Source organism: Clostridium thailandense (genome assembly GCF_019207025.1).
In the GTDB taxonomy this organism is placed as follows: domain Bacteria; phylum Bacillota; class Clostridia; order Clostridiales; family Clostridiaceae; genus Clostridium_AM; species Clostridium_AM thailandense.
Window position 1 is genome coordinate 1 of record NZ_JAEEGC010000133.1, and the last position, 6,317, is coordinate 6,317.

A 6,317-nucleotide genomic window follows, 5' to 3' on the forward strand; every position below is an offset into this window, starting at 1 on the left:
GGCTAAATATGGAATGATGGGTATTCCATTTTCAAAGGAATATGGTGGAGCTGGTGGAGACACTCTTTCATATATATTAGCAGTGGAAGAATTATCTAAGGTTTGTGGTACTACTGGGGTTATTCTTTCCGCTCATACATCACTATGTGCTTCAGTAATAGACAAGTATGGCAGCGAAGATCACAAGAAAAAATATTTAGTGACTCTTGCAAAGGGAGAAAAGATAGGAGCTTTTGGGTTAACTGAACCAAACGCAGGAACAGATGCATCAGGACAACAAACTACAGCAGTTCTTGATGGTGATAATTACATATTAAATGGACAAAAAATATTTATAACAAACGGTGGAGTAGCTGATGTATTCATAGTATTTGCTATGACAGACAGAAGCAAAGGAACAAAGGGAATTTCAGCTTTTATAGTTGAAAAAGGTTTTAAAGGTTTCTCTATAGGTAAATTAGAAGATAAGATGGGAATAAGAGGATCTTCAACAACAGAACTTATATTTGAAGACTGTGTAGTTCCAAAGGAAAATTTATTAAGCAAAGAGGGAAAAGGCTTTGGTGTTGCTATGGGTACTCTTGACGGAGGAAGAATTGGTATAGCAGCTCAAGCGCTTGGAATAGCAGAAGGTGCTTTCAATGAAGCAGTAGCTTATATGAAGGAAAGAAAACAATTTGGAAGATCCTTAGATAAGTTCCAGGGCCTCGCATGGGCAGTAGCTGAAATGGATACAAAAATAGAAGCAGCAAAGCATTTAGTATATAAAGCAGCTTGTAAAAAGGATGCAGGACTTCCTTACACTGTAGATGCAGCTAGAGCTAAGTTGTTTGCAGCAGATGTGGCAATGGAAGTAACAACAAAGGCAGTTCAACTATTTGGCGGATATGGATATACAAAGGATTACCCAGTAGAAAGAATGATGAGAGATGCTAAGATAACTGAAATCTATGAAGGAACGTCACAGGTTCAAAAGATGGTTATCTCAGGAAACATATTTAAATAATTAGGGAGGATAACAGGAAATGAATATAGTAGTTTGTTTAAAACAAGTTCCAGATACTACGGAAGTTAAAATAGATCCAAAAACAGGAACACTAATAAGAGATGGTGTTCCATCAATAATAAATCCAGATGATAAAAATGCTTTAGAAGAAGCATTAGTGCTAAAGGAAAAGACTGACGGAAAGGTTACTATAATAAGTATGGGACCACCACAAGCAGAAAAAGCTTTAAGAGAAGCGATATCTATGGGAGCAGATGAAGCAATTCTTATATCAGATAGAGCTTTTGGAGGAGCGGATACTTTAGCTACTTCTCATACTTTAGCAGGAGCATTAAAAAAGTTAGATTATGACATAATATTTGCAGGAAGACAAGCTATAGATGGAGATACTGCTCAGGTTGGACCAGAAATAGCTGAACATTTAGGAATTCCACAGGTTACTTATGTAGAAAAGGTAGAGGTAGAGGGAGATTCTTTAAAGGTTCAAAGAGCATGGGAAGATGGATATGAAGTAATGACTGTTAAAACACCAGTACTTTTAACAGCTATAAAAGAGTTAAATGAGCCAAGATATATGAACATGTCAAATATCTTTGATGCATACAAAAAAGACGTTAAAATATGGAGTGCCAATGACATAGATGTAGATAAATCTCTTCTTGGTCTTGCTGGATCACCAACAAAGGTTAAAAAGTCAATGACTAAGGAAGCTAAAGGACAAGGTGAATTAGTAAGCCTGCCAGCTAAAGAAGCAGCAGCATGTGCAGTTTCAAAATTAAAAGAAAAACACTTTATCTAAGTAGGAGGGAATTACAATGAATATAGCAGATTACAAAGGTGTATGGGTATTTGCTGAGCAGAGAGATGGACAGCTTCAAAAGGTATCCTTGGAGTTATTAGGAAAAGGTAGAGATTTAGCAGATAAGTTAGGAGTAGAATTAACAGCTCTTTTACTTGGAAGTGATATAGATAATATAGCAAAAGAATTAGTGGATTATGGAGCAGATAAAGTAATATATGCTGATAGTCCATTATTAAAACACTTTACAACAGATGGATATACAAGGGTTATATGTGATTTAGCAAAGGAAGTTAAGCCAGAAGCTATATTAGTAGGTGCTACTTTTATGGGAAGAGATTTAGCTCCAAGAGTGGCAGCAAGACTTTCTACAGGCCTCACAGCAGACTGTACCTCTCTTGATATAGATCCAGAAAATAAAAATTTACTTATGACAAGACCAGCTTTTGGTGGAAACCTAATGGCTACAATAGTTTGCGGAGATCACAGGCCACAGATGTCTACAGTAAGACCAGGAGTATTTGAAAAGTTAGCTAAGGATGCTGCAAGAACTGGAGAAATTCAAAAGATAGCTGCAAATTTAAGTGAAGCTGATATAAGAACAAAAACTTTAGACGTAGTTAAAGCTTGCAAAGACTGCATGGATATAGGGGAAGCTAAAGTAATAGTTTCTGGAGGAAGAGGACTCGGCAGCAAAGAAGGTTTTGAAGTATTAAAAGAGCTTGCCGATATATTAGATGGAACTGTTGCTGGATCAAGAGCAGCTATAGATAACGGTTGGTTAGATAAAGCATACCAAGTTGGACAAACTGGTAAGACTGTTAGACCAAACCTATATATAGCATGTGGTATCTCAGGAGCAATACAGCATTTAGCTGGAATGCAGGACAGTGATTATATTATAGCTGTAAACAAAGATGCAGATGCTTCAATAATGAAAGTAGCAGATCTTGCATTGGTTGGTGATTACAAAAAGCTTGTACCTGAACTTGTAGCTCAAATTAAAGAAGCAAATAATTAAAATTTAGAATACTAGGTTCCACCAACTGGGGTGCCATAGGCAATTGACAGAGGACATAGGACAGAGGACAGTGAAGGTGAGTTTTCTTCCTTACGTCAGAAAACTAATTTATTTCTTGTGGATTCGTTTCGCTAATGCGAAACATCATCGTTTCAATTAAGCATAGCTTAATTAAAACTTACTTACCGGAGGTAAAATTAAAGATTTTTCGTAGAGTAGCGGAGAAAAATCCTCCTTCATTGTCCTCTGTCCTCTAAAATATATTTCGGGGAGGAATTTATTATGAAAAAGATATGTGTACTTGGTGCAGGAACTATGGGGGCAGGGATAGCTCAGGCTTTTGCTGCTAAAGGCTATGAAGTAGTACTAAGAGATATAAAAGATGAATTTGTTCAAAGAGGAATTGGTGGAATAACAAAAGGTCTTTCAAAGTTAGTTACTAAAGGAAAAATGGCTCAAGAAGATGCAGATGCTATAGTTAATAGAATCACAGGCACAACAGATTTAAATTTAGCAGCAGATTGTGATTTAGTAGTGGAAGCTGCTGTTGAAAATATGGAAATAAAGAAACAGATATTTGGTGACTTAGATAAAATATGTAAAGGAGAAACAATACTTGCTTCTAATACCTCTTCTTTATCAATAACTGAAGTTGCAGCAGCAACAAATAGACCAGATAGAGTGATAGGCATGCATTTCTTTAATCCAGCACCTGTTATGAAGCTTATAGAAATAATAAAGGGAATGGCTACTTCTGAGGAGACTTTTGCTGCTATAAAAGAATTATCAATAGCTATTGGAAAAGAACCAGTTGAAGCTAACGAGGCTCCAGGCTTTGTTGTAAACAAAATATTAGTGCCAATGATAAATGAAGCTGTAGGAATTTTTGCAGAAGGTATAGCTTCTGCTGAAGATATAGACAAAGCTATGATGCTTGGTGCTAATCATCCAATGGGACCTTTAGCCTTAGGTGACCTTATAGGATTAGATGTATGTTTAGCTATAATGGATGTTTTGTATAAAGAAACAGGAGACACAAAATATAGAGCACATGCGCTATTAAGAAAGTATGTAAGAGCAGGATATTTAGGAAGAAAGACTGGAAGAGGCTTTTTTAATTACAGCAAATAAAACTATTAGTTTATAATATTTTAGGAGGTACTATTTTATGGGAAGTACAATTAAAAATATAACAGTATTTGGTCCAGGAATGATGGGAAGTGGAATAGCTCAAGTATTCGCAGGTTGTAAAGATTTAAATGTAACCATTTTCATAAGAGAGAAGTTTGAATATGAATGTATGGATAAAATAAAAGGCAATCTTCAAGTTATGAAAGAAAAAGACATTGTAACAGATGCAGATATAGAAGAGCTTTTAAGCAGAATTACTTTAACTGAAGATATGAAGGTTGCTGCTAAAGATGCAGATTTTGTTATTGAATGTATTCCAGAAAACATGGAATTAAAACAAAATTTATTTAAAAACCTGGAAGAACTTTGTAGAGAAGATACTATATTTGCAACAAATACTTCAGTAATGAGTATTACAGAAATATCTGAAAAAACTAAGTTAAAATCAAGGGTAGTTGGTACTCATTTCTGGAATCCACCATATTTAATTCCACTTGTTGAAGTAGTTAAATCAGATTATACTTCAGAAGAAGTTATGGACAAAACTATGGAATTACTTAAAAAAGCAAATAAACGCCCTATAAGAGTTAATAAAGATGTACCAGGATTTGTCGCTAACAGATTGCAACATGCTCTATGGAGAGAAGCAATATCAATAGTAGAAAATGGCATTGCCGATGCTGCAACTGTTGATGAAGCGGTTAAATACAGCTTCGGCTTAAGATTACCTCACTTAGGACCTATAGAAAATGCTGATATGGTTGGAACAGATTTAACTTTATCCATACACAGCTATATATTAAAGCATCTTGATAAATCCACTGAGGCCTCTCCTCTTTTAAGAAAAATGGTTGAAGCAGGAGAACTAGGATTCAAGAGCGGTAAGGGATTCCAAGAATGGACTCCTGAGCAAGCTAAAGCATCAAATGAAAGTTTAAGAGAATATTTACTAAAAGTATTGTATAGTAAATAAAGTTTACGGAGAAGTACGGCCGAAGGCTTACTTATTCTATTGAGCTTATCCAATTTGCTATATCTTTTGAAAGAATCAGTGTCTTTGACAGATATAAAATATGAGAATGGCAAGTTGGTATCTGAATAGATTAATCTTTAAAGTTAACGATCTATATATAAATACCCGCACCAGAAAGTAAACTTATACGCAGGTAGATGTTACCAAAGCTGAAAGCACATATAAAAATTTTTTAGTCAATCTTAGCGAAACATTTTAGAAAATCTTAGAAGTATTTATATGTTTGAGGTACGAGTTTATAAATGCTTCTTAGATTTTCAAAATGTTGAGCTTTAGATTGACAAAAGATTTTTATCGTGCTGAGGCTTGGTAACATCTACCGGAGCATAAGTTTACTTTCGGCCGTGGCTGCCTATATAATTCTAATGTAAATCTTGTCAATGGAGGAATAGAAATGTATAAAATAGTTAAAAAAAGAATGCTTGAAGAAAACATTTATCTAATGGATGTAGAAGCTTCAAGAGTTGCTAAATCTTGTCATCCAGGACAGTTTGTTATAGTAAAAATGGATGAAAAAGGGGAGAGAATACCTCTTACCATTTGTGACTATGATGCTGTAGAAGGAACAGTAACTATAGTGTTTCAAACACTTGGCGAATCAACTAAAAAGATGGCTGAATATGAGGAAGGACAGGATTTTTCGGACTTTGTAGGACCCTTAGGTCAACCATCAGATTTAGTTCATGAAGATATAGAAGAATTAAAGAAAAAAAATATAATCTTCATTGCTGGTGGAGTAGGTACAGCACCAGTGTATCCGCAAGTTAAGTGGCTTCATGAAAAAGGAGTTAAGGCAGATGTTATAGTAGGGGCAAAGTCAAAGGAATATTTGCTGCTGGAAGAAGAAATGAAAGCTGTAGCTAAAGATTTGTATATTGCTACAGATGATGGAAGCTGTGGATATAAGGGACTTGTTACAAACTTATTAAAAGAACTTATCGACAATGAAGGAAAAAAATATGATCATGTGGTGGCAATAGGACCTATGATTATGATGAAATTCGTGGCTAAGCTTACAAAGGAATATGGTATTAAAACTATAGTAAGCTTAAATCCAATAATGGTAGATGGAACAGGAATGTGCGGTGCCTGCAGAGTAACTGTAGGAGATGAAGTGAAATTTGCCTGTGTTGATGGACCTGAATTTGATGGACACCTTGTAAACTTTGATGAGGCTATGAGAAGACAGACTATGTATAAGACTGAGGAAGGAAGAAAACTTCTTAGAGAAGTTGAGGGAGATACTCATCATGGAAAAGGCTGTGGCTGTCATGAATAGTTATAGGGAGGAACAAGCTATGGATAAAATGAAGAGAACTCCAATAAA

At 35.3% G+C, this 6,317-nt stretch carries 6 protein-coding genes; all 6 read left to right on the plus strand.

Annotated features, from left to right (window positions below):
• The coding region (locus I6U48_RS22565; RefSeq protein WP_218322741.1) for an acyl-CoA dehydrogenase at positions 1–1,006 on the plus strand (1,006 nt) is incomplete at its 5' end.
• A 19-nt stretch (positions 1,007–1,025) separates the two neighbouring features.
• Complete coding sequence (locus tag I6U48_RS22570; RefSeq protein WP_218322742.1) at positions 1,026–1,805, plus strand: electron transfer flavoprotein subunit beta/FixA family protein; 780 nt, start codon at positions 1,026–1,028, stop codon at positions 1,803–1,805.
• A gap of 16 nt (positions 1,806–1,821) precedes the next feature.
• The gene (locus I6U48_RS22575) at positions 1,822–2,826 is read left to right on the plus strand and encodes an electron transfer flavoprotein subunit alpha/FixB family protein (protein WP_218322743.1); all 1,005 of its coding nucleotides are present in this window, start codon (positions 1,822–1,824) and stop codon (positions 2,824–2,826) included.
• 282 nt (positions 2,827–3,108) lie between these two features.
• Positions 3,109–3,957, plus strand: coding sequence for a 3-hydroxybutyryl-CoA dehydrogenase (locus I6U48_RS22580; RefSeq protein ID WP_218322744.1), 849 nt, complete (start codon positions 3,109–3,111; stop codon positions 3,955–3,957).
• A gap of 37 nt (positions 3,958–3,994) precedes the next feature.
• Positions 3,995–4,930, plus strand: coding sequence for a 3-hydroxyacyl-CoA dehydrogenase family protein (locus I6U48_RS22585; RefSeq protein WP_218322745.1), 936 nt, complete (start codon positions 3,995–3,997; stop codon positions 4,928–4,930).
• Between the two features lie 454 nt (positions 4,931–5,384).
• Positions 5,385–6,269: a sulfide/dihydroorotate dehydrogenase-like FAD/NAD-binding protein gene (locus I6U48_RS22590; protein ID WP_218322746.1), complete on the plus strand. Its 885-nt coding sequence runs from the start codon at positions 5,385–5,387 to the stop codon at positions 6,267–6,269.
• Positions 6,270–6,317 lie beyond the last annotated feature (48 nt).

What these genes read in the sequence shown, in the direction of transcription:
- I6U48_RS22570 (WP_218322742.1), top strand. Translation starts at nt 1,026, where the DNA reads ATGAATATAGTAGTTTGTTTAAAACAAGTTCCAGATACTACGGAAGTT.
- I6U48_RS22575 (WP_218322743.1), top strand. Translation starts at nt 1,822, where the DNA reads ATGAATATAGCAGATTACAAAGGTGTATGGGTATTTGCTGAGCAGAGA.
- I6U48_RS22580 (WP_218322744.1), top strand. Translation starts at nt 3,109, where the DNA reads ATGAAAAAGATATGTGTACTTGGTGCAGGAACTATGGGGGCAGGGATA.
- I6U48_RS22585 (WP_218322745.1), top strand. Translation starts at nt 3,995, where the DNA reads ATGGGAAGTACAATTAAAAATATAACAGTATTTGGTCCAGGAATGATG.
- I6U48_RS22590 (WP_218322746.1), top strand. Translation starts at nt 5,385, where the DNA reads ATGTATAAAATAGTTAAAAAAAGAATGCTTGAAGAAAACATTTATCTA.